The organism is Candidatus Finniella inopinata, assembly GCF_004210305.1.
In the GTDB taxonomy this organism is placed as follows: domain Bacteria; phylum Pseudomonadota; class Alphaproteobacteria; order Paracaedibacterales; family CAIULA01; genus Finniella; species Finniella inopinata_A.
This window is the reverse complement of the sequence record NZ_SCFB01000006.1, coordinates 69,310-94,152: the sequence shown is the minus strand read 5'-3', so window position 1 is coordinate 94,152 and position 24,843 is coordinate 69,310. Positions and strand designations below refer to the sequence as shown.

Here is a 24,843-nt window from a genome sequence, read left to right as displayed (position 1 = left end):
CCTTAATAAATTCACTTCCTTGAATATAGGGTGTTTTTTGTTTGTTTCAAGGGATATAAAATCCGGTCAATAAAACTGCCAATACCAACAACAAAGCGACCATGGTATAAAAAAAACGCTGGGTTCGAGAAAATCTACCAGACGGGGAACTCTCCGAGACGATATCAAGCTCGCCATATTCATTGGCCGAGGGCTCATTGGAGGGTGGGGTCTCTCTATTAGTTCTTGGTCGCCTGGCACGGAACGGAATAACTTTGTTATCAGAATCTTCAGACATTATAACTCTCTGACTGGGTTTCTATTCTTTCAAGAATGCACAGTTTTTAAAAAAGTTGCAAAATTTTAAATAATTTTTAATCTTTTTGTGTAATCCTATGTCCCTTGGGAATGAAGAGTTGGGGATTTCATAGATGACGGTTTTTAACGACTGATGATACCTTAAAACCTACATCTTCCAGGGCAAGGGGGTCAAGACGGCGTTTGTGGAACTGGCGCCTTCTTGACCAAAAGTTTTTAGATGGGCGAAAACGCTTAATGCTTCATTTCACCCACAGGCTTTGCATCAGCCAGTTTATTCAAGTCAACGACAACATAATGGGTGTTGCCAGCTGGAAGAAATGGACCTGTGTAAAGCCAATTGTAGGTTTGGCGATTGCGTTCATCAATGACTAACCAGGGTTCAGTCGAGCGTTCTGAATCGTAAAGGGTAAAGCTTTTGATAAATCTGGTTTCCTTATCAATATCAACCGAAATAAGAGAGGGATATTTTTTCAATAAGCTAAAGTAATCCTCGTCAGACTTTTCTAAAGGCAGTCGTTGCCAAGAATCAAACGCCGACTTTATCTTCTCTTCCATAACCTTTGACAAATAAGCTTCCTGTTTGGCTTTTGACGGAATAAATTTTCCGTCTTGTACGTCATATACTTCCATCAATTGTCTGAGTTTTTTAAAAACTTCATCTTGAGACTGAGTCGGACTAAGGTTCTGCAATAATTCTTCAACTTCTTCTGTTTTTCTACTCTTGATCCTAGCATTTATTTGCATTGTCAGTACAGGTGGTGCGTTAAGTTTTTTGCTAAAGTACTCTAAAATTTCACCCCTAACCCGTTGACCTTCTGTTGAATTTTTGAATTCTTCAAACGTTACCGATGCTCTGTTTTGGATTGTTTTCTCTCTGATCTGCATTGTACGTTCGTCTTCCTTTGTTCCAACAAAAAGGTCACCTGTTGGTAAAGCCTTGGCTAAGATGCTTCGCATGATATCGTTTGGGACATTGATCATACATCTCCGTTTGGGGTTTTGCATCAACATAACTTTTGCCGCAAACGAATGAAGGTCGACAGAAATGCCCTTAGGGCGTGCGCTACTGCCTTGAAGGCTGGCGCGCGACGCAGAAACGCCCATGTGGGATGTAATTCAAAGCCTCGGGCGTTGAGGTTACAGTGACAAACATTTCAATATCGTAGTCTGCCCCCCCAGAACCTCTATGTTTTTCTGGATTCTGGCTGCGGGTGATGTAGGCGACCCAGATTTCACTTTCCAAACGTGATATTTCTCCTAATACCCTTCGAAAGTGATCGGAACCGTCTTTGTTCATATTTGTCCCGTTCGGGTGGTCACCGTAGCTTTCGACGCTACTATAGTTCTTCCAAAACGTGATATTGTTATCGTCCACCCGTTCCATCACCAGTCGTAAGTCGTGATCTTTCATTTGGGCTACATAAAAACCATCATCAAGTTTTTGAACCAAAGGCCTCCAGTCTTTCCCCACATCAGCTTTTGGGGTATCAAGATCAGCCGATGATGCGAGCAAGTTGGTGGTCAAAACAAAAAAACCATACAGTAGTAACGAATGAAATCTCATTTTCAAGGCCTTTATAAATTAATCTTAATTTAGAATATGTCATATAAATGATTAATTAAATGTTAAAGTTCGTTTTTTTATTTAAACAAGTTTCGCCTTAAAGTCATTAAAATTTTTAAACAATTTTTAATTATTTTGTGTAATCCTTACTGTGGCTTCCACAAGTTTCAAAGGAATTATTTAGATGATTAAATTGATGAAAAAAAACAGCTTTCTAATGTTCGGCTTTTTGTCCTTGTCTTTACCCCTTCATGCCCAAACTGAATTTTATAAGGAACTGGCGGGCTTAAATCAAACCTACGCCCAGAAAATCGAAGAAACGGCCCAAACACCTTATGATGATTTGGATGGTATTAACCTGAAACGATTTGGCGTTGTGGCTGGCCTAGAGCGACAGGTGGGGAACGTGGGCCCGACGGAGGATGAATGGGGCGCCATCACGGAGTCAGTGTGGCAGCATGCCGCATGTCTATTGGAAAATGACGATGTTTATAGGCAAGAAAGGGGATTCATGAAGGATGGGTTTAAAACCCAAATTCACCGTTTGTTGCAATCGCTTACAGGTGGTAAAGCCCTTGAGGATTTGGATGTAGACTACCTAGAAAATGCGCTGGCGTTACTGTCGGGGCTTTTTTATGCGTTTGAGTTGTTCGTCCCCCTTCCCTTTGATGGGTGGGAGGTTGCGGGGCTAAAGGCGTATCATCGGACCAAGCTTTTCACCTCAGAGTTTAAATCACACCTGGATGATTATTTTTATAAGAGTTATGAAAAAATAAAGGGGGATGGGGCAGGGGCCTTTTCACAAAAACAACAGGGGCACTTTTCTTTTTTTACGCCCGCGAGTGGGACGGCTGGTTTTACGATTGTGGCCAGGAATTACGTCACCAAGGATTTGAAGCAACAAGCGAAAAGTCCCCTTTATGGAGCGCGCATCAAGGACAAGAATGTCATTCAAAATCAATACAAACCAGGTCTTGATGCCCTGGACGCCGATCTTCCGCAGGCATTTGAAATACCCCTAAAACCCCTTATGGTAGGGACCTACAATGTTGCCAAGTTTCCCGATTCCCCTTATCCCCTTTGGTTGATCCTTAAAGATTTCAACAGAAATGACGATTGCGTAAAGGCGTTGGGAGCCTTGGCCAGTCACAGTTTATTGGGTTTTGTCTCTCAAAAATTTCTGTTTACTGTGCAGCAAAGGCCTGGGTTAGAATCGGACGGACACCCGCCTTTTCATACCGACGTCGTTATGCTGGACTTAGAGGAACATATGATGGGCCTTTACCATTTTTTCTCTGATGACCTTTGGGAGAGCTGCTATATACAGAACATCCGACCCCATGTCCTGGTGGCTAAGCTTACAAACTGCGTTGCTGGGGTCCACATGCCCTGGCGTTCAGCCTTTGCGGGGCGGTGGCGGCCATAGCTTGGGGGATTTTGATTGGTAAAAACATTGAAGTATTGTACAATTTAATTGTACAATTATAGAGGGGATTATGAATATAGGTATTTCTTACAGCGAAATTAGAAAGAACCTGAAAAAGAATTTTGATCGTGTTTGCTTGGACCATACGCCAATTCTTGTGACAAGGAAGAAGGGCGAGAATGTGGTCGTCATTTCTGAGGAGGATTTTCAATCCCTTCAAGAAACTGCTTACCTTTGCCAATCACCCAAGAATCTTTCAAGACTTTTGGATGCCCTTGATCGAAAAGAAGGACATAGCCTAGAAACGGTCAAAAATGCACTTGGAATTTGATGAGAACGTTTTTGATGACCTGCGTTACTGGGTAGAGGTTGATCGAAAAAAAGCACAAAAAATAATGGCATTGATAGAGGAAATCAGAAGGTCGCCTTTTTCAGGAACAGGGAAACCAGAACGTCTTAAACACAAACTTGAAAAGTCTTGGTCCAGAAGGATCGATCAAGAACATCGGGTGGTGTACACCGTTGAGGATAAGAAAATAAGAGTTCTTTCTTGTCGGTATCATTACTGAGAATTGAATTTAGTTGACCCGGAATAGTATCATTAGGATATAGCAGATCGTTTTAAAGCCCCACCTTCATAAAGGTTTCCCATGACCCAGATCCCCCACATAACATCACCAATTTTAAACGGCATTAAGCATGGCTTTTTTGGACGCAAGGGCGGGGTGAGCCATGCTCAACCTGGTTTTGAAACCTTGAACGTGGGCATGAACAAGGGGGATAACATCGATGAGATTGTGGAAAACCGCCGCCGTATTTGCCAACAGTTTGGTCTGACTCTGGATGATCTGGTTATCGTTAATCAGCAACATACTGATATCGTTCACATCGTTGACAGACCTTTTAAAAACGTAGCTATAGGCGATGCTTTGGTTACAACCAAGCCCAACCTTTTATTGGGCATACAAACGGCCGATTGCGTGCCTGTTCTTTTTGCTGATTCTGAAAATCAAGTTGTGGCCGGCGCCCATGCGGGGTGGAGGGGGGCCCTGAAGGGCATTTTGGAATCGACCCTTGATAAGATGATTAAGGTGGGGGCGAATAGGTCAAACATAAAGGTGGCCCTGGGTCCATGCATTTGGCAGTCCTCTTACGAGGTGGGACCTGATTTCGTTCAAGCTATGAAAGACCATCCGGGTGCGTATAGACCTGAATTTTTTATACCCGGCAATCGGGCCGATCATTTTTATTTTGATTTACCAGGTTACGTGGTGCATCGGCTGCAGAAGGCGGGCGTTGAACATATCGCCACCTCGCCCTTTAATACCTTTACCAACCCCGAAGAATTTTTCAGTTACCGCTTTAAAACAGTCCACCAATTGCCATACCTGGGGTTGCAGCTGTCGGTGATTAGGCTCTGATCACATTATTTTTTGTCATCGCCATCTTTCATGCCATCCTTGAACGCCCTTAAGCCCTTGGCCAGATCGCCCATAACCTGAGGCAACTTGCCCGCGCCAAAAATAACCAGCACAATCACACCCAGCATCAATAAATGTCCAAAACTCATGCCCATTGTTCATTTCCTTCTCTGTTTTGTGACTTTTTAGATTATAGCCAATTCAGCTCATTTTGCTGCTTCTTCGTCATTGTAACGTCCCAAATGCCATTCCCTTGTCATTCCCGCAAAGGCGGGAATCTAGAACAATACAACTGGACCCCTGCCTTCGCGGGGGTGACATAATGGACGCTAAGGTTACGAAGGAACCAAACAAAATCACCTGCTGCACTTATACACCCTTTTCAAATGACTTTGCTGAACTTTTATTTTGGTGAAGAGCTACTGGCTGCAGACTTGTGTTCTAGTCCTTCCGTTAGCCTTTTTATGGCTTCCTCTGCTTCTTGCTTTTCATCAGTGTCTACAGCTGGGTCCCCTTTAAACTTTTTCCAAGCTAGTATTGCCAGACCAGATTCATTTAATTTTTCTAATTCCTCTGCCGCCGTCTTTAAGTTATCAATGCTTGTATTTGGATTATTTATTATCCCTTGCAAAACTTCTATTAGCGCGGCAGATCCGCCCAATCTTTTCAACTCGTTTAACTCGTCTTGATAGTAATCAAGCATCATAATGTAAGGCTTGTTTATTATCTTTTTTAATGCCTGTATTGCTAGATCAGGTTTTTTTAGTCTTTCTAACGCTTGAGCTGCTTCCTTTAAATCCTGAGTCTGTGGTGCATGCTTATGGTTTATGATCATTTCCCAGGCTTTTGCTGCTGAATCCGTATTTTTTAATCTTTCTAATTCTTTTGCTACTTTCTTCAAATCACTTATGTCTCGGTTCTTATAATCTCTTATTTTTTCCAAAGCCCTTATTTCTAAATTAACTTCGCCAATCTTCTGAAAATACTTTACATGTTCAGTCAAATCAGTAGGATTTGCATCCGGATGCTCAATTATCTTTGCACGAGCTTGTAGCACCATATCGGGACGCTTAAGGTTTTCGAATGCGGTTACAATTTCCTTTAAATCCTCAACAGTCGCATCGGGGTGGTTTATTTGCGTTTCCAAAACCTTTATTGATAGATCTTGTGCTTTTTTAGATTTATCTGTTCCTGCTAATTCGCGTACTTGTCTTATCGCATCCCTTAAACTCTCAGCACTCACATCCCGATGCTCAATTACCTTCTGCCATGCATCCAACGCCAAATCAGATTTTCCAAGCTCTTTTAAGCCATCTGCAGCATCTAACAAATCAGCCAACGTTGCCTCAGTACTTGACGCTAAATTCCTCCAGGCACCCTCTAAAATATCATCAGATTCATTATAGAGGGAACATACGTCCCAATACAGTTCAGCAATCCCAACTTTCAGACGCGCACAAATTTTAAGAGGGAAAATATCGGGATCTATTGTATTTCCATCGTCACCTGTTTCAGGATGCAAAAACTTCAAGAAGGTTTCTTTATTATTTTCCACAAGTTGGTCACGTACTTTCTGCTGAACAGGCAGATCTTTGACAACAAATGGATACGTCTTACTATCCTGTGTAACTTTCATCAGGGTTTGAATAAGAGTATGTTTTTCTGAAGCAGGAAGAGTGTCCAATAGCCGATTTAAATCCTCTGCGTCTTCCTCATCATGGGTAAACAGGATATTCTCTACCACTGTATTCATATCCATATTGGCATGGGGGACCTTTAATGAAAAACTGGCCCCGTCAGCCACAGCGATCGCTGCCAGATGGCTTTCAAGAACGTTCACATTTGCACTTATTTTCTTAGCAATTTTTTCTAATGAAGCTTTGGATAAGTAGAGGGGGTCTTGTTTCTCAACTTCTTTGTAACTGAGGTAAGTATACATTGCATTTGGAACGGCGATATCAAATTGGCGCGTTCTGTGTATAGAGCTTAAGATTTTCTCTCTTTCCTCTGTAGTTGCAGGAGTGTCAGAAATGCCATACCTACCACCAATCGTGCGAGAAATTTCGTAAGAAATATTATTTAATTCATCTTGTAATTCCTCTCGACCCTCGTCGCTCCAATCTCTTATATTCGCCAACTGGTTTACAATAGCATCCCTTCTTCCTTCAAGATCTCCAAGCCATACCATACATGACATTTCACCGGGCTTTTCCAATGCCACGGGCGCATCGTTTTCCGAAGAGGCATAAGCCCCGCCAACGGACCACACAACAAGAATAAACAGGTGCAAGAAGACTTTTTTCATAACTAACAATGCCACATCAAGATAAACTATCCTGATTATACTTTCGGAATTCCTAATGTAAAGTTAATTAGTTCTATATTGATTTTGAGAGAGAAATATTCAGGTGACCTATAAGCCGGGTTTTGTCCAGGATAAAATCCTTGGATGATCATTCATCTGGGATGATTGTTACCAATCACCTCTAGCGACCTACCCGAACAACGGCGTGCAAACCCACCGTATTATTGTGCCTTGCGGTACAATAATAACTTGTTCCTATTTGGTCTTGCTCCGGGTGGGGTTTACCCTGCCACGCCTGTTACCAAACGCGCGGTGCGCTCTTACCACACCTTTTCACCCTTACTCTGTTACAAGCGGTCTATTTTCTGTGGCACTTTCCCTAAAACCTGCTAAAAGCAAGCCCCGCCGGACGTTATCCGGCACCCTGTTTGCATGGAGCCCGGACTTTCCTCTGAATAAACAGCGATCACCCAGTCACCTGACATGCCCTTAAGGTAGGGGTTTATTTTCAAAAGTCAAGCCGATAAAAAACTGCTATTATGAATATGAGCCCCTTAACGCTGATCCAATTTGAATTCAATGCGACGGTTACGGGCTAAGTCCTTCTCGTCTTGCCTTTTTTGGTTTAAGGGTTGGTGTTCGCCAAATCCGGCGGCCACCAGTCGATGGGGGTCAATACCCTTTTCGATCATATACTTCACAACAGAAATGGCGCGGGCGCTGGATAGTTCCCAGTTGGATGGGAACTGGGCTGTTTTAATGGGCAGCTGGTCGGTGTGCCCATCAACCCGCAAAACCCATCGCAAATCGCCTGGAATTTTGGTCCCGATTTCTTTTAGGGCGCCAATCAACTGATCCAGTTTTTTCTTTCCCTCAACCCCAAGCTCTGCCGAGGCTTTTTCGAACAAAACCTCTGATTGGAAAACAAAGCGATCCCCCACAATCAGCATGTCAGATCGCTCTCCAATGGCCTGTTGCAGTTTGGCAAAGAATTCTGATCGGTATTGACCCAGCCGGTTTAAGGATAAGTTCTTTTTATGTTCTGTGGTTAAATCTTGATGGGTTAGTTGCAAAGTTTGTAGTTGTGCCTGCAGATCTTTCAACTCGCTAAGCTTCATCGCCAAGGTGTTCTCAAACTCTTTTTTAGCGGTGTCTGCATCCTCTGTCTGTAAGTTAAGGGTTTTTTTAAGGTCAAGCAGGCTCTGATTTAACGTTTGTAATTCTTCCAACAAAGATTGATTTTTCTGCTGCGTTTGTGTTTTTTCAGTTTCCAAGGTGCCGACGGAGGCTTTCAAAAGGCTAATTTGAGTTTGCAAGGCCACCAAGGATTCTTCTAACTGGTGATTTTTCTGCAGCGTCTCGGTGTGTTGTTTTTTCTCTAACCCCAGCGTGTCTGCCAGAGTATTAAGTTTTTGAGTGAGGCTCACCAAGGCTTGGTCGCGTCCCTGCAAGGCGTCTGTCAACGACAACTGCGAGACGATAAACGTCATTAACACAAAAATAACGACAATCAATAAAGTAGCCAAGGCATCGACAAAACCGGGCCAGATATCCAAGGATGTATGCTGAGTACGACGACGAAAAAACATGAGACAGGTCGCTGTTAGGTTTCGAATATCAAATAGTGTAACCTTAAATCAGATCTTTTTTGCGTGCTTTTTTGTGAGATGGCACTTAACGCAAGTAATATTTTAGGGTTGACGAACGGTTTCTCGGTCTAATAGAATTAATTTTAGAGACATTTTATCTTTATTTAAGGAAACAAAACATGAACAGCATACCTGCGCCCAACGTTAAATTTTCAAACGCTTCCAGTCTTCCTTTGCCTGTTTGGCCATAGATTCCAAAAAAAACCTAGCGTGATGAAACAATATTAACAAGTTTCGTCACGCAACCTGCTCGTACGATATGCCATCTGAAGATTTGGAAGAGGTCCCGGCCAATCTCAATCTTTCTATTTTTTCAAAATGCTGTACACTCCACAAAATTCCAAAAATGGTCGGATAGGCCAGAATCAGTATTCCCCAGTGCCCAAACCATTCCGTCAAATAAACCAATCCAAAAGATGTCCCGATGTACATCAAAGCGCGTGACATGGCGTAGATGAAGCTGGCTACCTTAAAGCGATGGAAGACGGGGAAATTTTTAATCATGATAGGCTCCGAGGGAGTTCCTGACAAAGATAATAAAAGCAGAACAGCCTGTACCAAAAAAAGCTGATTAGGGCTTGTGCAATTGGAAACGATCCACGGCATAAAAAGCATAAAGGCGGCACTCAGCTTGACTCTGACCCTTACTATTTTCAAAGGAGGCGTCTTGTAGCTTAAAACGGCCCATAATATAAACGTGAATAAAAAGATTAAGGACAAGAAAAAGTTATGAAGAATTATATCCTCTGAAGAATAACCAAAAGAACGCGAAAGTGTTGGGTTAAAATAGACAAACACTAAGTAAAAAGAAAAAGGCCACCCAGAATGTATAAGGAAAGAGGCAAAAATGCTCTGCTTGTTAACTTTTTCATCGGGCGTATTTGTAACAGACACAGACGATAACGACCCGGCTTTCTTTTTTCTTTTTTTCTCCTTCGCTGCCAAAAACTCTGGGGTTTCTCTCAATCGTGTTCTAGCCACAGAACCTACTACAGCAATCCCGGAACCAATTCAAAAAGCAATTCTCCAGTTTAACCCACAATGGGTAACCAGCGAAGCTACAGCTAAGGCAGCAACCGCGCCCAACGCCGCAGCCACTGTTACAAAGGCCACAGCGGGATATTGGACCGGTGGTTTCGTAAGTTCAGTCACATAAATTTGGGCACCCACAATTTCACCCATAGACGAAAGCCCTTGAGCAACTCTGCATCCTGTAAGCAGTAAGGTCGCTGTGATTCCAATTTGGGCATAAGTTGGTAGATTGGCTATGACAAGACAAGAAAGCGACATCATTGAAGTGGTAATGATGATCGTTTTTTTACGGCCTATATTATCGCCAATATATCCAAACAACAAAGCACCATAAGGCCTTAGTATATATGTAGAACAAAGTGTAGCGGAGGTGATTAAAGATGCCGTATGCGGGTCGGTTTTCGGAAAAAAAAGCTCATTCAGCAATACTGCCATATGAACATAAAGCATCAAATCAAAGTATTCTAAGAAGGTACCAATCTGAAGAAGACAGATGGCCTCCTTCTGATCTCGACCGAGGTCCTTTAAAAAGCTCATATTAACCATCCTGAAGGACATATACATGATGCTGGATGCTTAACATCATTCTCTGTACATTTCCAATTGAAAAAATGTCAGCGCAATTTAGAAATGGGAGAAAATTGTCTTGGCCCGTTCCTCAAACGCCTGCATCATGCGTTGCGTTAATTGATGAAAGATCGGTCCACCCAAATGCTGCAGCAATTTATTTTTAAATGCGAAATCGACCGAAAATGCCACCTTTGTTCCAGTCTTTTGCGGATCAGGCGAAAAAATCCATTGACTGTTCATGTGCGTAAACGGCCCATCCAACCCTTTTATCACAATGGATTGAAAGGGGTTTAATTCAACCTGACAATCGTATTGGTTCTGGAATAGCCTGTTGCCAAAACGCACGTGGGCCTTAAAAAGATTCGGCGTTATGGGGTCAACACTGGTTTCTAAAATACCGAGGATAAACTGTGGGTAAGATTTGACGTCTGCCACCAGTTCGAACAGCTGGTTCGGTGTGTAGGGAAGGAATTTGTTGGTCGAAAACGATGTCACGCGCTATCAAATCCAACTTATCAAAGCATTCAAAGCATCACGCATAACACCAGCGGGCATTTTTGAAAGGTGATGAAGGGCCTTTTCAGTAAAGGGCTTGGTATATTCATAACAGGTTTCCAGCATATTCTGGCCCTGCAACAGATTTTGCGCCGCCTTAAAATCATCTTCATTGCGTGAGGGCTGATCAAACCAACTCTCCCACACCGGAAAAAAATCGGGATTTTGACACATTAACAAAACCGGCAGGGTGACTTTCCCTTCAAAAAAATCGTTGCCGACCGATTTTCCTAATTTCTCGCCGCCCGGACCGTAATCCAAAATATCGTCCGTAATTTGAAAAGCGATGCCCAAATTGTACCCAAACTGATACAGATCATCTTCCAGCCAGACAGGCATATCAACAATCATTCCGCCTACCTGACACGCTGCAGCAAACAACGATGCGGTTTTCGCACCCACAATTTCTAAATAATTTTCCAGGCTAAGGTTCAAGTCACCTAATAGCTCCAACTGCAAGACCTCCCCCTCAGCAATTCGGGTGGATGCCTTCGATAAAACTTCCAGGACTTTTTGGTTTTCAGCCTCGACCATCAATTGAAAAGCTTTTGAAAATAAAAAGTCACCTACAAGAATACTGGGCACGTTGCCCCACAATCGGTTGGCTGTGGCTTGGCCGCGCCTTAAATCTGATTCATCAATCACATCGTCATGAAGCAAGGTCGCGCTGTGAATCAACTCTACAGCGGCCGCCAGCTGGACGGCGTAACCAGGTTGATCGCGAAACAAATGGCTGCAGGCTATGGTCAACAAAGGCCGCAACCGTTTGCCACCGGAACACAGCAGATGCTGGGCAACTTTTTCTACCAAACCTACCTTGCTTTGAGCGTGACCCAGTGTTGCTTGGTTAACACGCTGCATATCATCGGCCAAAAGATTGTGCAGATGAACAATAGCACTATGAGAGATTAAGGCAGAAACAGCAGACATAAGGATGCAATTGGAATATGATTTTAAACAGCTACTCTAGCCCATTACCGCATCATTGCAAAGGGCGTGTATTTTTTGGGGATACGACGATATAACCGGAACGGGGGATTTGATCCCATTGGGTAGAAGGAATGGGGGTAATATGATCCTCTTTTGACGGCTTGGGGATAGGGGGAATAGGCTCCTCCTTCATAATTTCATCGTTATAACGTTCTCTTGTCTCTTTAAGGGTCTTTTTAGGTTCAATTACAGGAGAAGGAGAATAACAACCACCCAAACACAAGCTTAAGAAAACGCCAAGCATCAAAATTCTCAACATAGCAAACCTTTCTAAATCCAAAACTCTTATGGGAGGACCATAAAGAAATTTTTGAAAGCCTGGAAGAGAAATCTAAGTAAGTAACTTCAACGGCACGCTTTTAAAAAGTTGCAAAATTTTAATTAATCCATTAGATATAGAATATACCTTTGCCGCAAATTTGCTGTAAGGGGGTGTAGCTCAGTTGGTTAGAGCGCCGGCCTGTCACGCCGGAGGTCGCGGGTTCAAGTCCCGTCACTCCCGCCATCCTTTCTTATGACTCCAACGTCTGATTTCATGAAAATCGCCTTACATCGGGCGCGCCAAGCTTTTGATCAAGACGAGGTTCCTGTGGGCGCCGTTCTTGTCTATCAGGGGCGTATTCTCTCTGAGGTCCACAATCTTTGTCGAACACTAAACGATGCCACCGCACATGCCGAGATATTGGCCATTCGTGCTGCGCTGCCCCAGCTTGGACAGCCCTTCCTGGAAAATTGTGATTTGTACGTCACCTTAGAACCCTGTGCCCATTGTGCGGGTGCGATTGCCTTGATGCGCATGCGATGCGTTTATTTTGGGGCCTATGACCCTAAAGGTGGCGCCGTTGACCATGGGGCAAGAGTCTTTGAACACAGCCTTCATAAGCCCCAAGCCATGGGGGGGATATTGGAAACAGAAAGTGCCGCTTTATTAAAGGAATTTTTCCAAAAACATCGTTGATGTGGACAGTGTAAGTGGTAGTATCCTTTTAATCCTTTTATATTTTGATCAAACAAATAGAATGTTCATACAAATTCAAGAACCTGACACCCTATCTGGGCCAGACAAATCTGGGGCAGCAATTGGTATTGACCTTGGCACGACCCATACCGTTGTGGCCTTTGTCGAAAATGGCATCCCGAAAACCCTTGATTTGGGAAATGGCCCTTTGTTGCCTTCGGTTGTGACGTATGGGTCGGGTGATCAAACGATTAAATTTTCGTCGTTTAAGCGCCATATGGAAGAGCCGTCGCTTAAAATCAAGGGATTAAAGACACCCGTTGAGTTGTCGGGAAAGATCCTGCAGCATGCCAAAGAAACCGCTGAAAAGATTTTGGGATTCCCAGTCCATCAGGCAGTTATTACTGTGCCTGCCTATTTCGACGATACCGCGCGCCAGGCAACTAAGGATGCGGCCCACCTGGCAGGGCTAAAGGTTTTGCGCCTGATTAATGAGCCAACCGCTGCTGCCCTCTCCTATGGCCTGGATCATGGAGTGGAGGGGATTTATGCCATTTATGACCTGGGTGGAGGGACGTTTGACATTTCGCTTTTGAAAATGACAAAAGGGGTTTTCCAGGTCTTGGCAACTGCTGGTGATACGCATCTTGGGGGGGATGATATTGATCAGGCGATTGTTGAGTATTGGCAAAAGGGGGGTGATTCATCTGCATCGCTGAATGCCGCGCGGCTGGCGAAGGAGAATCTGACCTTAACGCCAGACCAATTAGATCCCTTAACCAAGCCGTTTATAGACAGAACCTTGGCCATTTGCCAGCAGGCTTTAAGTGATGCGAACTTGAATGTTAAGGATATCAAGGGCGTTGTTTTGGTGGGCGGATCAACACGGCTACGGGCAGTACGCCAGGCAGTGGAGGCGTTTTTTGAAAGCACGCCCTTGACCAATCTTGACCCTGACCAGGTGGTGGCCCTGGGCGCCGCCCTGCAGGCCCATGCTTTAACACAGGGGGGTGATACATTATTGTTAGATGTGACGCCCTTATCGTTGGGGATTGAGACCATGGGCGGGTTGGTTGAAAAAATCATTCCTCGTAACACACCCATTCCAGCCGTCATATCCCAAGAATTTACAACCTATCAACCAGGGCAAACGGCCATAAAGATTCATGTAATTCAGGGGGACCGTGAATTGGTCACAGATTGTCGATCATTGGCCGAATTCATTTTAGAGGGAATTCCCCCTTTGCCCGCTGGCGTTGCCCGGATTGAGGTCACTTTTTCCCTGGATGCTGACGGCCTTTTAACGGTAAAGGCGCAAGAGAAAACAACAGAAATTTATCAAACCGTGACAGTTAAGCCCAGTTATGGATTGACCCTGGAAGACTTAGAAACTATGCTGCAGCAAAGTTTTCTGTGTGGGGAAGAGGATCTTCAAAAGCGTCTTGCGATTGAATCGCAGTTAAGACCGGTGCGAAATCTTTAATTTTCCATACTATAATAATAAAGTGAGAAACAACGATGCCTAAAATGAAATTTATTGAACAAGACGGAACAATCAAAGAGGTCGACGCACCCCTTGGTCTTTCCATTTTGGAAATTGCCCACCGGAACAAAATCGATTTGGAGGGTGCCTGCGAAGGGTCACTGGCCTGTTCAACCTGCCACGTTGTTATTGAAAGCGAATGGTATGATTTGTTGTCGCCGGCTACCGAAGATGAAGAGGACATGCTCGATTTGGCGTTTGGCTTAACCCAAACATCCCGCCTGGGATGCCAAATTATTATGAGTGATGAATTGGATGGGCTGACCGTTCGTCTGCCTTCAGCCACAAGGAACATAATGGTTGGGTAATATAGCTTTGCGGGTGAAACGTTGTGTTTAGTAGTTTATCTTCATAATTTGCCTCGTAATTTGTATTTCTACTTGAAAAAACAGGAGAAGGTATATATCTAAAAACCAGAATGATTTTCTTAATTTTCAAATTAGTAAATATAGGATTTTAGGCAGATGAACAGAAAAATACTTTTTCTACTTTTAGGGGCCAGTTGTAGCATTTTTCTCAATACCCATAAAGCTTGGTCCTCCCAAGAAGATTCGATGCAAGCTCGGCAAAGAGCACTCTTTAACTCCACTGTCTACAATACTAGTGTTTGGGGCGGTCTGGACGAGGCTCTAAGAAGGGCAACACAGACACACTCCTTTTCCTCGTCATATTCCACCCCCTCGCGCACAACTAATCCCACTCCGCAATCGAATGCTGCACTGGCTGCGCAGGCAGTAGCCATTGCCTGCAAAAAACCAACGCAAGATTTTTTCGGTTTTGATCCGCGCTACGCTGGAACCACGGCTGATTTTCAAAGAGAAATGTCAGCTTTGCAAAGAGCAGGCGGGTCTGACGATCTGTTGAAGGACTGGATATCTCAGCCAAACGCCGCAGTTAAATTAACGGGCTTTTTGAATTCCTTTGGTGAGACCCTAGCCACAGCTGATTCAGATGAGGTGGAAAAAACACTTCAAAGTGGACAATCCGTTAACCCGGAAAACTTGCTGGATAAAGCCTATAACGATATGGCGCGTTTAATAAGCGGTCAGGTTGTGCAAATTGATGAAAAGCGAACAGCCACCAAAGAAGAAGAACGGGTTCTGCTTCAAGCTGCTGCTAATCTTGGGCGTAAAAAGGCTGCTGAGTTGGGGGATCCATCCTTGTATGACGGCAGTTTCGAAAAGTTGGTAATGAATGAGTTATTGGAAGCATATAATCTTTTAAACCCTACAGCCCTCAACAAAACAACATTGCGTCACAATACAATATTGTTGAACATTTCGCTTTCTGCTGCGTTGGGTCGCGCCATCGGAACAAAAAATTATTCGATTCATTCAATTCTTTCACAGAAAGGTTTTAATTATGACCTTATAGGCGAAGTGGACACCTATCTGGACTATGTTTATAGCAACTTTTCTAACCCTGGATACAGCAGCGGAATGCCAAATCTTGGTGGTAATTATGGGTGTACCCATACGAATTATCCTCCCGTTCGTCCCATACGATCCAGCGAACATATAGCCGATATTGTTTCTGGTAAGTTTGAATCCTATAACCATGACTCATCCCCGGCAAAAGTTGCAAAAAGGGCTTTGAAAGGGATAGAACTTTTGGGACTTGAACCTTCCTTCGTCCAGGCACGCTTAGATCCATATAGGGATCAAGGTTCTTTTGATGCTTTAAGAAACCCTAATTCGTTTATCCAGGCGATTAGGACCGAATCTCAAAGTTACACGTTTTCACCTATAAAAAGAACATACTTCGATGAACTGTTGAATGGGGTACAACAAGCTCTCTTAGATCCTAATAACATCCATAATATTCCTGGATTTGGTCATGGAAGTGTTGCAGCGGGAAGCTCAGAAGAGGATAAGCAAAAGCTTACAAAACAAACTTGGTTAAATAGCGCCCATGATTTTGTCATCGCTTACCTGTACGCAAAAAGTAATGGATGCCTAGAGGAATTTTACAGCGATGCGACACCGTCCGATAGTTCGCCTTGTCTGCCAGGTAAGATACGCACAGCCCATGAATGGTATGAATCCAAAACCATGTTGGTGAATGATATACCTGGCATTTTAGAAAAGGTTTTTGCAGGTGAAGGCGGCATACAACTGGACAATGCAGTCCAACAACTATATAGAAAATATGTTTGGATGTGCATCGAAATTTTTTCTGCTGAACCTGAAAATAAAGGAATAACGGCTAAAGAAGCGCCAAAAAATGAGAGATTTAAACGTGAACATCTTACCCTTGAAACTGTAAAAGAGTGGCTTGGGGGTATGGTACAAACCAACCTGGCTGGCGTTATTGAGAAATACCGTAAGCGCGGTTCAATGTTTCCTATAAGTGCCTTCCATGCGTACAAGTATAATAACATACGGTTAACGGATGGTCTTAGTGGGGGCCACATGAGACTGACAACACAACAAGCTATCCAAGAACGTCAAGCCCAGGCAAACCAAGCACTTATTAATGAGGTTCTTAATATGGTCGATACCCTTGGAGCAAGCGGCGCGATAGAAATATATGACCCATTCAGAAGAAGTGGACCGCCAAAGTACCCCTTTAATCTAGGTGTCGGTTATCGATTTTAGAAACACTTAAAAAAAGGGGATCACAGGATCCCCCTTTAGATAAAGATATACTTATTTGCTTGCAGCTGGACGTATGTCCCGACGTTTTTCAGCAATACGAGCCCGCTTACCGGTCAGGCCACGCAGATAATAAAGCTTGGCGCGGCGCACATCACCATGACGCACAACCTCTACAGCGATATTGGGTGAATACAGGGGGAAAACCCGTTCAACGCCTTCACCATAGGAAAGCTTACGCACCCTGAAAGAGGAGTTTAAACCTCGGTGCTTACGACCAATAACGACACCTTCAAAAATCTGGGTACGTTCGCGCTCACCCTCGACAACTTTGACGAGGACTTTGATCGTATCGCCAGGGCGAAAATCAGGATGTGTTTTACCGGCGCTGAGTTTAGCAACTTGTTCGGCTTCAATTTGTTGTAACAGATTCATTATAAATTCCTTGGCTATCTCAACGTTTTTAAGGCGCTGAGGTCAGACCCTATCTCTGGTCTAACAGTGTTTTTTATTCAGATAAGCTTGCCATAAGTCTGGCCGCCGCTCCTTGGTTATTTGTTCTGCTTGATTATGACGCCATGCGGCTATTTTTTTATGATCACCTGACAGCAGTATTTCAGGCACGATCTGGTTTTGCCAATTTTGTGGTTTAGTATAGTGGGGAAATTCCAGTAAATCTAGTTCAAAACTTTCAGACTCCAAAGACTCTTGGGTATTCACAATGCCTGGCAATAAACGCACGCAGGCATCAATGACGGTAAGGGCGGCCATCTCTCCGCCAGACAAGATATAATCACCCAGGCTAACCTCTTGCAACCCGTGGTGTTCGCGCCAATGATGAATGACGCGGTCATCAACCCCCTCGTAGCGGCCGCACAGGATGATGGAACCCGCAGGATTTGTATCAACCAAAGAATGGACTTTGTTTTGAGTCAAGGGAACGCCCCGCGGCGTCATATAAAGGATGGATGGCTGGGCACCTTGGTAACTTTCTAACCCCGCCTGCAGGGCAGCATGCACCACATCGGGTTTTAAAACCATGCCGGCTCCTCCACCAAAACACGTATCATCCACGGTTTTGTGCTTATCCAGGGCGAAATCACGAATATTTACGGCGTTCAGTTGCCAAATGTTTTGAGACAATCCTCTGCCCGCCAGGGAATGACCCAAGGGGCCGGGAAACATTTCAGGGAAAAGGGTGAGAACGGTCGCGCGCCAAATCATTAAATATTTATTCGTTGGTATCTATTGTACTGAACCATAACATATGTTCGCCCCAACGTCTTTCTTCTGGGATACAAAAAACACGATGTAGAAACCTACTAAAGCTTTTATGACTGGCTCCAGAAAGCTCTCAGGATCTTTAAGGAAAGCATAGAAACGCCCATACATCTTGTTGTCTGCCTTCTTGTGAGCTTGATTGTTATTCTTTGTACCTTGCTCTCTCACAAACAATCGCTAATCACTACCTTAGAAGCAATACTTCAGGCCGGACTATCTAACAGGTAAGGTAGTCAACGCATGCCAAGGTAAGATTATTTGAGGAACTTATCAAGAAGGGTCGTGGGCTTGATGAGGCTCTTAAGGAAACATACCAACGTCCTAAAAAACCTCTCGACTATCACTCCACCATGCCCTGCAAACATTAAGAACAAGCACGGAGGGTGGAGTCGTTTTTCTATTCTTCGTCAAGCTTCTCGCCAGCGTTCGCCAGGTGATAGTCCAAGGTCTTTTTCAACGCCGTTTTTAGATCAATCTTGGGTTGCCAGTTCAACGCTGTCTGTGCCCTAAGAATCGATGGTACACGGCGGCTTATATCCTGATAATGCACCCCGTAATGATGTTTCGAATCCACAGCGTTAATTTTAACCTTGTCGGCAACTTTCTGGTAACCAGGATACGTACCAACCAATCTAACCAATAACTCTGCCAATTCTTTAATGGATACGTCATTGGCCGGATTTCCCAAATTGAAAATCTGCCCAGTGGCCTTACCCTCTGGGTTTTCAATAATCCGCATCAGGGCATCGATACCATCATCAATGTCGGTAAACGACCGCCGCTGTTCACCACCATCAACCAGTTTAATTTCCTGGCGATGCAATATATCAGCAATGAACTGGGTCACCACGCGCGATGATCCTTCCTTGGTGGAAAAGATATTGTCCAGTTTCGGCCCTAACCAATTAAAGGGGCGAAACAGTGTGTAATCAAGCCCTTCATGCACGCCATAGGCAAAAATGACCCGATCAAGCAGCTGCTTTGAACACGAATAAATCCACCGCTGTTTATGAATGGGGCCCAACACCAGGGTCGAGGTCTCCTCGTTAAACTCGTCATCCTGACACATGCCATAAACTTCTGATGTCGATGGAAAAATGACACGTTTTTTATACGTCACACATTGGCGGACAATGTGTAAGTTGGCCTCAAAATCCAATTCAAAAACGCGCAAGGGATCCGTCACATAAAGGCTTGGCGTGGCAATCGCAACCAAGGGCAAAACGACATCGCATTTTTTAACATGATAGGCGATCCATTCTTTATTGATTGTGATGTCCCCTTCCACAAAGTGAAACCGCGGATGGCCTAGGCTTTCTTTCAATTTATCATCGCCCATATCCATACCAAAGACCTGCCAATCGGTTCTTTGTAAGATGGTTTCTGTTAAGGCACTGCCAATAAAACCATTAACACCCAGGATCAAAATCTTTTTAGACACTTTTTCCGCCACGCTATGAATTCACACATAGTAGTGTTTAGACTAATTCATTAGACTTTTCCAGCGTTCTTGTGGGATTGTACAAGTTCACCCAGGGCTATGGCCTAGAAATTAATCCAAGCGATTAATTTTTATCCAAGAATTTGAATATATCAAGAGAAGCTCCATAAAGTTTTTTTTCCATTTTTTCAACATTGCTTAAAGGCCTACATTGATCTTTCATTCCCTTTAACATGTCCATAAGTGCCATAAAAATACCTTTTCCCAGAAAAAAGAAATTATAAAGCACTATTAATTTCTACGCCATAACCCTGGGGTATTCCCTGATTAGAACGGGGGGCTATTGCGGCTTTGTGTAAAATACTCCTTAAGGATCAGGGCCCTGTCATAAACTGGCAACGGTATCGAAAATGCCCTTAATGGAACCTGGCCGCTTACTTTCATCAATCAAAATTTATAATTTCTCAAATTAAGTAATTATTGTTCGTTAAAATTTGTCCTAACATAAGCAAGTGAATTAAGCATTCATTAATCATTTCAAACTAACTTAAAAAGAAGTACAAGATGTTTGTTTATTTTAAGAACTTATTTTACGGAGATTATTGGGATGAAAAATAATATTAAATTGGCGTCGCTATTGTCAGCCATCAGCCTTGGTTCGGGTGCTTATGCAAGTGGTGCGATGGATAATTTGCCTGCAGTTTCTGACGTGACTTCTAGGGCGTGTCATCAATTGAATAAGTCATAGATTTCTGTTTTAATTGAGAAAAATTTTACGAGGTTTTTTTCGGTGAGACGCTACGCATTACGGGATGATCAATGGGATCGCATTAAGGGTATGCTACCTGGAAGGGAAGGATATGTTGGTGCAACAGCAAAAGACAATCGCCTATTTATAGAAGCCGTTCTATATCGATATCGAGCTGGAATTCCGTGGCGTGATTTACCGGAACGTTTTGGGGATTTTAGAGTTATTCATCTACGCCATTCGAGGTGGAGCCAATCAGGTGTGTGGAAGAAAATTTTTGAGCTATTAAGCCAAGATGCTGACAATGAATACGCTATGATTGATTCAAGTATAGTGCGTGCTCATCAGCACAGTGCTGGTGCTAAAAAAAAGAATTCTCAGCTGACCAAGCGATTGGACGAAGCAAAGGAGGATTAAGCACCAAAATTCATGCCACCTGTGATGCGTTGGGAAATCCAACAGGGTTTTATTTAACAGCCGGACAAGATCACGATTTAGAAGGTGCCGATGCCTTAATAGATAACCTTACGCAAGCTGGTGCCGTCTTAGCTGACAAGGCTTATGACGCAGACGAACGTATGAGAAAAAAACTTGAAGAGAAAGGATGTGAGGCGGTCATTCCCCCAAAAAAGAATAGGATCAACCCTTGTTCGTATGATAAAGACCTCTACAAGGCCCGGCACCTCATCGAAAACTTCTTCGCCAAACTTAAACAATACAGAGCCATAGCCACTCGATATGATAAAACAGCTCGAAACTTCCTGGGAGCCATACATTTGGTTGCTGCGGCTATTTGGCTTAATTGATGACACGCCCTAGACAGCTCAGATCTTCAAAATTCAAAGCTTTCGCTATTGCCGAAGCAACGACTCGATCTCTTGCCACGGCATTAGGTTGCATTCCCGCAAAAGTGAATCTGAATGGTGACGCAATTGCAGATGGTAATGATAAAGTCATCCCGATTGCTTCTATGGTGGCAAATAATACTGTCGCCGTTACAAACATGCAATTAACACAAGCCGTTGATAAATTGATGGAGTGCAGGTTTGGATATACCGCTCTTTCAGAAAGCAGGAAATTCGGTGGGGCTACTGGTGCCAAACTAATGTCAGCTGCAGAACCAACAGCGGCTACTGCGATTGACCTTGATGGATTCAGTAATATTCAACTTACAATAAATGCTGGTGCGTGTCCTAATACGTTTTTCACTACCGGACAAAGTTTGGTCAAGATAGATTGGATCACACCCGCTGAAAAATTGGGCATGTTCCTTAGGACAGTTTTTGGAATTAGCTACACCGCTTATCAAGGCTATTTTCCAGACAGCTTAAGCCTTGCAGATTCAGGAGCAGTTCTAACAACCGTTCTTGATAATGTTCTCGCTCGTGGTACATCCAATACTAAAACTACATTCAGTACAGAAGGAGTGTTTGGTCGTATTAACTTGAATCCAAATCTCAAAAATCCAGTGAACTACTTAACGGCATCATTCATTGTCGGCAATACTTTAAGTGACTTAAGTAACCGAAAGTATGACGTTGCTCGCCTGAGAGCATTGATTACTGACGTCTTTACTATACCTGCGCCTCCTCCACCACCTGCACCAGATTCAACACCTTCTACAATAGGAGATGATCGTTCAAGTGTTCCTACGGGTTCTGAGCTTTTTGGTGGCAAGTAGTAACCCCAATTCAGATAAACTCCATCAAATAATTTTGCCTCCCTCTTCGCAGAGGGTGTTGGGATCCATGTATTTTTATGAATCGCCTCGTCGCCTGCGGCTCCTTGTGATGACAAGGAGTAAGTAAGGCCCTTTGCAATGACGAGAAAATTCCCGCACTTTCATGTGAAAGTGGTATAAACAACAAAACACGGTCCTTTTTAAACAGAAAACTTTGTGCTTGTTTATATTTTAGGTTCTTTCGCATTCGTTGTTTTAACGATGCTGATCACGATGGTTAAGGTATTTCGTCGCAGTGAAAATTATCGCCAGAAATCTGTTGAATTTAACCTGGAAAATGCACGTCTAACATCTGCGTTATATCATGAACGTGAACAGGCCTTAACAAAGATAGAAACACTACAACAGGCCCACCAACAATTAACGGAAACCTTTCAAAATTTATCGAACCAAGCTTTGTTGAATAATAACCAGGCCTTTTTGTCCTTGGCTCAGTCAAGTTTTGAAAAATTCTTTGCCGAATCAAAAACAGATTTAGACCAACGCCAACAAAGCCTGATTAAGCTGGTTGACCCTGTTCAAAAAAGCCTGGAACAGGTTGATCAGAAAATTGGTTTGTTAGAAAAAGAACGCATCGACGCCTACAGTGATCTGCGCCGTCAGGTTGGCGATTTATTATCAAGCCAAAAAGAGCTCCGCTCGGAAACGGCCAATCTGGTTAAGGCTCTTCGAACCCCTACTACCCGTGGGCAATGGGGTGAGATTCAGCTGCGTCGCGTGGTGGAGATGGCGGGAATGATTTCCCACTGTGACTTTATTGAACAAGCCCAGGGGGACGAAGGCCGCTTAAGGCCGGACATGGTGATCAACTTACCTGGTGGCCGGAAAATTATTGTTGACGCCAAAACCCCCCTGTCGGCCTATTTAGAATCGATTGAAGCGAACGACGACCATCAACGCCGGGGCTTCCTTGACGACCACGCGCGCCAGGTGCGCACCCATATTCGAAGCCTAAGCCAACGTGCTTATTGGGAACAGTTCCAGCCCACCCCTGATTTTGTGGTGATGTTTTTACCGGGCGAGGCTTTCTTTAGTGCCGCCCTTGAAAAGGATCCCTCTCTCATCGAGGCTGGCGTGCAAGAACGCGTCATCTTGGCGACCCCCACGACGCTGATTGCGCTTTTAAGGGCGGTATCATTTGGCTGGAGACAAGAAAACATTGCCGAAAATGCCCGATCCATCAGTGAACTTGGCCGCGAGCTATACAAACGTCTAAGCGATATGAACGAATCCCTCGGTCGCCTGGGCCGTCATATTAGGCAGGTGGTTGACAGCTACAACCAAACAATCGGAACCGTCGAACGACGCGTTCTTGTTTCTGCCAGAAAGTTGAATGAACTGGACCCAAGCCTTGATTCCAAGGGGCTTGAGGCTTTAAATCCACTTGATTCTATCCCCAGATCAGTCCAATCTGTAGAAAATTTGTGAGTGTAGTAATTTTTGTGTTTTCTAAAATTAGCTTCAGCTTCTTCCTTTGTGTATTCCTTTTGTCCCTGTCATGCCATCAAAAAACAATGGGTGATACAAATGCCGCACCTGTAGAACCGCAGACACAAAGCCTAGAGACACCTAAAAAATCTGATTCTAGCAACGAAGAAGACACCACGAATATAACGGTCTACAAAGACGCCGCTTTAATACAAAAGATCGTAAAGTTACCTTTAGAATCCGGCTGCCACATTTATAAAATTGATGGAATTGCTGAAACGATTGATCCTTCCTCCTTGATGTTAGAGATTCAATCCAATTCTAAAAGCGGACAAATTAAAGAATATTCTTTAAAGCCTAACTCAAATCCACAGAAGCAAACTAACGGCGAAAAATCCCTAGAAGCCGTTATTACCACCCAGCAACATGATCCTCAAAATCGTTTATCGCTTCTTTATTTATTCAAGAATTTGTCATGGCATATTAAATATGCTTTAAAGATTGATCATCCTTCTGAAACATTATCTCTTATCGGAATGATTGAAGCCAATAACCAATCAGGGATTGATCTTAACAATGTTAAACTTCATTTTATTGACAGTAATGAGCCTGTTTCTGTTAAAGAAAGTCACCTTGTAAATTTTGAGGAGAAAAAAACAAATCAAACCGTTTATTCTTACCCTGATCGCGTTAGTTTGGAAAAAAACGCATCAAAAAGATTGAATTGGATTAGTTCTCCCGCTATACGATTTCAAAAGCAATATCGGGTTTACGTAGGCGGGCAGTATCTTGAAGATTTGTACGGAAAGTTAACCCAACCTGTTGTTGAAACCTGGCTCGTCTTTTCTAACACTCAAAAACAAGGACTAGGGCTGCATTTACTGGCGGGGCAAGTAGCCATTTACACTAAAGGCTCTAATAACAACCCCGAAAGTTTGGGCGCCGCTGACATCCCGGCGACAGCTGTTGATCAAGACATCCACTTGAAAATTCCTTCGGGTGATATCTGGACAACCGTGACTGTAAAAACGGAGATGGAACAGACTGAATTTAAAAAATTAACAGATAAAGCGACAGAGGCTAATTATAGACTTTGTCTTAAAAACACGGGGCACGGATCTGTAAGTATTCAAGTCGTTTTGGATTTTCCCGTCAATTGTACAATCATCAAAACAAACAAGTCTCACACAGTTGACTCGCATAGGCAGTATTCTTGGAATATTGAAATCCCCCCTGAATCAGAAGTTGATTTAAAGTACCGAATACAAGTCGATTTAAGTTGATCTGAATTGGGCAT

Annotated in this window: 27 protein-coding genes, 1 tRNA gene and 1 other RNA gene; 14 read left to right on the top strand and 15 right to left on the bottom strand. The window is 43.5% G+C overall.

Translation table 11 applies throughout. The annotated features are described in order from the left end of the window. Window positions 1-46 precede the first annotated feature (46 nt). The 3 genes from EQU50_RS05405 to EQU50_RS05395 form a co-directional block, all read right to left on the bottom strand. Entirely contained in the window at window positions 47-277 is a 231-nt protein-coding gene (locus tag EQU50_RS05405) for a hypothetical protein (RefSeq protein WP_130154120.1), read from the bottom strand. A gap of 254 nt (window positions 278-531) precedes the next feature. Continuing rightward, the gene (locus EQU50_RS05400) at window positions 532-1,404 is read right to left on the bottom strand and encodes a hypothetical protein (protein ID WP_130154119.1); all 873 of its coding nucleotides are present in this window, start codon (window positions 1,402-1,404) and stop codon (window positions 532-534) included. Then, a complete protein-coding gene (locus EQU50_RS05395) occupies window positions 1,364-1,864 on the bottom strand; it encodes a hypothetical protein (RefSeq protein WP_130154118.1) in 501 nt (166 codons plus the stop codon). Before EQU50_RS05395 ends, EQU50_RS05400 begins: the two co-directional genes overlap by 41 nt. Before the next feature lie 184 nt (window positions 1,865-2,048). Here EQU50_RS05395 and EQU50_RS05390 point away from each other — a divergent pair, with 184 nt between their 5' ends. From EQU50_RS05390 to pgeF, 4 genes are all read left to right on the top strand, one after another. Continuing rightward, window positions 2,049-3,290, top strand: a complete 1,242-nt coding sequence (locus tag EQU50_RS05390) for a hypothetical protein (protein ID WP_130154117.1) — start codon at window positions 2,049-2,051, stop codon at window positions 3,288-3,290. Window positions 3,291-3,360: 70 nt separating this feature from the next. Next, entirely contained in the window at window positions 3,361-3,621 is a 261-nt protein-coding gene (locus EQU50_RS05385) for a type II toxin-antitoxin system Phd/YefM family antitoxin (RefSeq protein ID WP_130154116.1), read from the top strand. Then, window positions 3,605-3,859 (top strand): Txe/YoeB family addiction module toxin, encoded by a 255-nt coding sequence (locus EQU50_RS05380; protein ID WP_130154115.1) that lies wholly within the window; start codon window positions 3,605-3,607, stop codon window positions 3,857-3,859. Before EQU50_RS05385 ends, EQU50_RS05380 begins: the two co-directional genes overlap by 17 nt. 81 nt (window positions 3,860-3,940) lie before the next feature. Then, window positions 3,941-4,711 carry a peptidoglycan editing factor PgeF gene (gene pgeF / locus EQU50_RS05375; RefSeq protein ID WP_130154114.1) on the top strand — a complete coding sequence of 257 codons (771 nt, stop codon included), beginning with the start codon at window positions 3,941-3,943 and terminating at the stop codon, window positions 4,709-4,711. Window positions 4,712-4,716: 5 nt separating this feature from the next. Here pgeF and EQU50_RS05370 read toward each other — a convergent pair whose 3' ends face one another. The 9 genes from EQU50_RS05370 to EQU50_RS05335 all read right to left on the bottom strand — a co-directional run bounded on the left by EQU50_RS05370 (window position 4,717) and on the right by EQU50_RS05335 (window position 12,071). Next, a complete protein-coding gene (locus EQU50_RS05370) occupies window positions 4,717-4,866 on the bottom strand; it encodes a Sec-independent protein translocase subunit TatA (protein ID WP_130154113.1) in 150 nt (49 codons plus the stop codon). Between the two features lie 248 nt (window positions 4,867-5,114). Next, window positions 5,115-7,016 carry a hypothetical protein gene (locus EQU50_RS05365; RefSeq protein ID WP_130154112.1) on the bottom strand — a complete coding sequence of 634 codons (1,902 nt, stop codon included), beginning with the start codon at window positions 7,014-7,016 and terminating at the stop codon, window positions 5,115-5,117. 95 nt (window positions 7,017-7,111) lie between these two features. Next, window positions 7,112-7,498: RNase P RNA component class A (rnpB, locus tag EQU50_RS05360), an RNA gene on the bottom strand. Between the two features lie 72 nt (window positions 7,499-7,570). Then, on the bottom strand, window positions 7,571-8,605 hold the full coding sequence (locus tag EQU50_RS05355; RefSeq protein WP_130154111.1) for a peptidoglycan -binding protein: 1,035 nt from the start codon (window positions 8,603-8,605) through the stop codon (window positions 7,571-7,573). 297 nt (window positions 8,606-8,902) lie between these two features. Then, on the bottom strand, window positions 8,903-9,169 hold the full coding sequence (locus EQU50_RS08460) for a hypothetical protein (RefSeq protein WP_207216322.1): 267 nt from the start codon (window positions 9,167-9,169) through the stop codon (window positions 8,903-8,905). Window positions 9,170-9,676: 507 nt separating this feature from the next. Next, window positions 9,677-10,234: an MFS transporter gene (locus EQU50_RS08455; RefSeq protein ID WP_207216321.1), complete on the bottom strand. Its 558-nt coding sequence runs from the start codon at window positions 10,232-10,234 to the stop codon at window positions 9,677-9,679. An 87-nt stretch (window positions 10,235-10,321) separates the two neighbouring features. Next, window positions 10,322-10,762: a type II toxin-antitoxin system RatA family toxin gene (locus tag EQU50_RS05345; RefSeq protein ID WP_130154110.1), complete on the bottom strand. Its 441-nt coding sequence runs from the start codon at window positions 10,760-10,762 to the stop codon at window positions 10,322-10,324. Window positions 10,763-10,768: 6 nt separating this feature from the next. Next, the gene (locus EQU50_RS05340; RefSeq protein WP_130154109.1) at window positions 10,769-11,752 is read right to left on the bottom strand and encodes a polyprenyl synthetase family protein; all 984 of its coding nucleotides are present in this window, start codon (window positions 11,750-11,752) and stop codon (window positions 10,769-10,771) included. Window positions 11,753-11,804: 52 nt separating this feature from the next. Then, window positions 11,805-12,071, bottom strand: a complete 267-nt coding sequence (locus EQU50_RS05335; protein ID WP_130154108.1) for a hypothetical protein — start codon at window positions 12,069-12,071, stop codon at window positions 11,805-11,807. 169 nt (window positions 12,072-12,240) lie between these two features. Here EQU50_RS05335 and EQU50_RS05330 point away from each other — a divergent pair. From EQU50_RS05330 to EQU50_RS05310, 5 genes are all read left to right on the top strand, one after another. Then, window positions 12,241-12,317 (top strand) — tRNA-Asp (locus EQU50_RS05330). A gap of 30 nt (window positions 12,318-12,347) precedes the next feature. Then, entirely contained in the window at window positions 12,348-12,770 is a 423-nt protein-coding gene (locus EQU50_RS05325) for a nucleoside deaminase (protein ID WP_242508829.1), read from the top strand. Between the two features lie 61 nt (window positions 12,771-12,831). After that, window positions 12,832-14,253 (top strand): Hsp70 family protein, encoded by a 1,422-nt coding sequence (locus EQU50_RS05320; RefSeq protein ID WP_130154106.1) that lies wholly within the window; start codon window positions 12,832-12,834, stop codon window positions 14,251-14,253. Window positions 14,254-14,288: 35 nt separating this feature from the next. Continuing rightward, window positions 14,289-14,621, top strand: a complete 333-nt coding sequence (locus EQU50_RS05315) for a ferredoxin family 2Fe-2S iron-sulfur cluster binding protein (protein WP_130154105.1) — start codon at window positions 14,289-14,291, stop codon at window positions 14,619-14,621. Between the two features lie 156 nt (window positions 14,622-14,777). Further along, complete coding sequence (locus EQU50_RS05310; RefSeq protein ID WP_130154104.1) at window positions 14,778-16,910, top strand: hypothetical protein; 2,133 nt, start codon at window positions 14,778-14,780, stop codon at window positions 16,908-16,910. A 51-nt stretch (window positions 16,911-16,961) separates the two neighbouring features. Here EQU50_RS05310 and rplS read toward each other — a convergent pair whose 3' ends face one another. From rplS to EQU50_RS05295, 3 genes are all read right to left on the bottom strand, one after another. Continuing rightward, complete coding sequence (gene rplS, locus EQU50_RS05305; protein WP_130154103.1) at window positions 16,962-17,342, bottom strand: 50S ribosomal protein L19; 381 nt, start codon at window positions 17,340-17,342, stop codon at window positions 16,962-16,964. A gap of 60 nt (window positions 17,343-17,402) precedes the next feature. Continuing rightward, on the bottom strand, window positions 17,403-18,131 hold the full coding sequence (trmD, locus tag EQU50_RS05300; protein ID WP_130154102.1) for a tRNA (guanosine(37)-N1)-methyltransferase TrmD: 729 nt from the start codon (window positions 18,129-18,131) through the stop codon (window positions 17,403-17,405). 454 nt (window positions 18,132-18,585) lie between these two features. Beyond that, on the bottom strand, window positions 18,586-19,629 hold the full coding sequence (locus tag EQU50_RS05295; RefSeq protein WP_130154101.1) for a bifunctional UDP-4-keto-pentose/UDP-xylose synthase: 1,044 nt from the start codon (window positions 19,627-19,629) through the stop codon (window positions 18,586-18,588). Between the two features lie 607 nt (window positions 19,630-20,236). Between EQU50_RS05295 and EQU50_RS08365 the strand changes: the two genes are divergently transcribed. The 5 genes from EQU50_RS08365 to EQU50_RS05275 all read left to right on the top strand — a co-directional run bounded on the left by EQU50_RS08365 (window position 20,237) and on the right by EQU50_RS05275 (window position 24,829). Beyond that, window positions 20,237-20,377 carry a hypothetical protein gene (locus tag EQU50_RS08365; protein WP_165380350.1) on the top strand — a complete coding sequence of 47 codons (141 nt, stop codon included), beginning with the start codon at window positions 20,237-20,239 and terminating at the stop codon, window positions 20,375-20,377. Window positions 20,378-20,419: 42 nt separating this feature from the next. Continuing rightward, window positions 20,420-21,183 (top strand): IS5 family transposase gene (locus tag EQU50_RS05290; protein ID WP_130153196.1). Its coding sequence is split into 2 segments (ribosomal slippage): window positions 20,420-20,752 and window positions 20,755-21,183, totalling 762 coding nucleotides; the frame shifts between segments, so codons are not numbered across the junction. Then, entirely contained in the window at window positions 21,183-22,058 is an 876-nt protein-coding gene (locus EQU50_RS05285; RefSeq protein ID WP_130154100.1) for a hypothetical protein, read from the top strand. Before EQU50_RS05290 ends, EQU50_RS05285 begins: the two co-directional genes overlap by 1 nt. 216 nt (window positions 22,059-22,274) lie before the next feature. Continuing rightward, a complete protein-coding gene (locus EQU50_RS05280) occupies window positions 22,275-23,546 on the top strand; it encodes a DNA recombination protein RmuC (RefSeq protein ID WP_242508827.1) in 1,272 nt (423 codons plus the stop codon). A 59-nt stretch (window positions 23,547-23,605) separates the two neighbouring features. Continuing rightward, window positions 23,606-24,829, top strand: coding sequence for a DUF4139 domain-containing protein (locus EQU50_RS05275; RefSeq protein WP_165380349.1), 1,224 nt, complete (start codon window positions 23,606-23,608; stop codon window positions 24,827-24,829). Window positions 24,830-24,843: the final 14 nt, after the last annotated feature.